This window comes from Rhizobium sp. BR 317, from assembly GCF_047445835.1.
GTDB classification, from domain to species: Bacteria; Pseudomonadota; Alphaproteobacteria; order Rhizobiales; family Rhizobiaceae; genus Rhizobium; species Rhizobium paranaense.
Map to the genome: position 1 here is coordinate 1 of NZ_JARWLB010000088.1, position 2,315 is coordinate 2,315.

At 64.0% G+C, this 2,315-nt stretch carries 4 protein-coding genes; all 4 read right to left on the reverse strand.

Annotated elements, in window-relative coordinates:
- Positions 1-272: 272 nt before the first annotated feature.
- On the reverse strand, positions 273-614 hold the full coding sequence (locus QD357_RS31860) for a hypothetical protein (RefSeq protein WP_414125994.1): 342 nt from the start codon (positions 612-614) through the stop codon (positions 273-275).
- Positions 611-967 (reverse strand): hypothetical protein, encoded by a 357-nt coding sequence (locus QD357_RS31865; protein WP_414125996.1) that lies wholly within the window; start codon positions 965-967, stop codon positions 611-613. Before QD357_RS31865 ends, QD357_RS31860 begins: the two co-directional genes overlap by 4 nt.
- Entirely contained in the window at positions 967-1,851 is an 885-nt protein-coding gene (locus QD357_RS31870) for a DUF7007 domain-containing protein (protein ID WP_414125998.1), read from the reverse strand. The genes QD357_RS31865 and QD357_RS31870 overlap by 1 nt, the downstream gene beginning before the upstream one ends.
- The coding region (locus QD357_RS31875; protein WP_414126000.1) for a hypothetical protein at positions 1,848-2,315 on the reverse strand (468 nt) is incomplete at its 5' end. The genes QD357_RS31875 and QD357_RS31870, both read right to left, overlap by 4 nt.

The following is a 2,315-nucleotide window of genomic DNA, read 5'->3' on the forward strand; positions in this document are numbered from 1 at the left end:
GAGCACGCGAAGCCTGCTCCGTGAAGGACGGCGGGGTCCGGCCGCCCCGCGGCGCGACAGCGGCCTTGAAGCGCACGGCCGCCGGTTCAGACCGCAGCAAAACMGAAGGGCGATCCGGCAGTGGAGGGGCCATGACGTCCTCGAACGAAACGACAGGCGCTGCCGCTTCTMCGGCCCTTCMGGCTCGCTGACGTMGAACGCTGGGCCTATCGCTTGGCCGGCTTAGGCAACCGGTAGGATTGCAGCCAGGTCGGGCCGTGCGAGTTGCGAGGTCAGCGCAGCAGACCGCCGTCATCATGCGGCGGCCCGCCCATCCAGGCGTTGTTGAGGATCGATTTCCAGCGCCGTCCATGCTTGGCGGCATAGGCCTGAAGTGCTGCTTCCTGTTCCAGAGTCAAAGGCGGCAGGGTTTCGCGCGAGAGACGAACGGCGCGCACTTTCGGTCTGGGATCCGGCCGTGCTTCCCTCTGAGCGATCAGCCGCCTGAGTTCGGCGACACCGGCATTGAGGCAGGCTTCGCCTTCGAGGTGATGGAACTGCAGCCAGAAAGCGGTGCGCTCCGCCGGTGATGCGCCGATGCCTGCTCTTCGCTCCAGGTCTCCGATMGTGCTCATGGCGTCCTGCCTCCCGGACCGGTAGCGGCCACGACTGTGCCGTCGGACCCGGCTCTCGCCCGCAGCGCCGCGATTGCCGCATCCTGTCGKGCGAGTTTTCTCGAAAGCGCATCGATTTCCGGCTGACGCTCGGCGGTGATCGCTGCAAGATTGGACCGGTAGCGTTMGAGGAAGGCGCCTGGCTCCGGCGCMTTGCCGCGACGATATCCGCACTGACGGCGACCAAGCTGGGGAATGATTGTGGTCATGCGTCGCATGATCTGCCGGTCGATCAAATCKAGCTGGTGCTGGGTCTGCCGTCGCGCTGATTCCATTCTGGTAAACTGCGCGGCGCGTTGCTCGGGATTGGACATTACGACGCCCTCCCACGCCAAGCGACAAAGCTGGAGGGACCCTCATAGGCGGCATGCCGTGMCTCATCGATGACGAAGCCGAAACGGCCGGCCGCATACTCGTCGCTTGGCATCAGAAAGCGGCGCTCTTCCACTCGCTCGCCGCGCATGCCGCCGATGGTGGCGATCACCTCGGTCATACCAGTGTGATGGTCCGAACGAAGTGCYGCGRTRACGATCCAGTCMCCGGCATGCWCCYGTGCGAATGCCTGGGCATCCCTCTCGTACGATTCACCCGGTGCGAGCGACCGATCGAAGATCGCTTCCCAGGCATCTGGCCAGCTGTCGCGGATCGTCTTGTMGGCGCAGTTGCGCTCATAGGTCGTGAACAGGTCCGGAAAGGTCAGCGMAACGATTGCCCAGGCGGCGTMCTCTTCATACCAGCCGCCATCTGTCCTGAGCATCGGGTGGACCTTGGCATTGCGGGCGTCGGAGAGCCTGAAGCCACCATGCCCTGCCGTCGTATGGCACACGATTCCGTCGGCGTAGACGGTGGCGCCCTGCGACGGCCCCCATGGGGTKCTGCAGGTCACCCGGACGGTCTGGCGGGATAGTAGCCGCAGTTCGCGGCTGTGCCCGGCCTGTTCTATCATGCGGTTACGGAACGCGGCTTCGCCCTCGACAGAGCCGTGGTGCGAATAGAAATCATCGCGCTTCAGTTCGGCAAGCGGCCGTGACGCGCGCCAAGCACTGGCAAGTAAATACTGGCCATCCCGGGCGGGAACCATGGCGAAGACGAGATCGCYGACACGCGCSACRGSCATGCCGTCGGCGCTTCKGCCRAACTCCGCCCCTGACGCGTCAGGGGCGGAGACTTCGAAGGATTGCGAAGGGAGCATAGTCATGCTGCGGTTMTCCCTTCGATGTGATCGGCAGCGACCTCGTCGGCCGTCACCTCCTCGAGAATCGCATGCGGATATCMATGCCGGCTGAGCCATTCCGCGGCCGCTTGCCGATTGTTCCCCAGGTGGACGAGTTCGGCGCTAGACCCGGCTCGATCGAAGACCCGAATAGATCCGAGCGCCGGACGCTCGACAACTTTGAATGTCAGGCCGCTATMGAGCGAGAAGGTCCGGTGGATACGGATGGTGATGATGCCATTTGCGCCGAGATCGCCTTCATGCAGCGTGAAACACGGTGTCAGACTGGTATTGCCGACGCCGCGCTTGCCTTCCTTGCGGATCAGCCGACCCTGGCTATTGCGCGTTCGCCAAGCMGACAGTTTCTTCTTGTGGCGCTCAGGCGGTCGTGGGCTACCATCGGACCAGCCGACGACGGAGCCGATCGGGGCGAGATCATAAATCAGAGA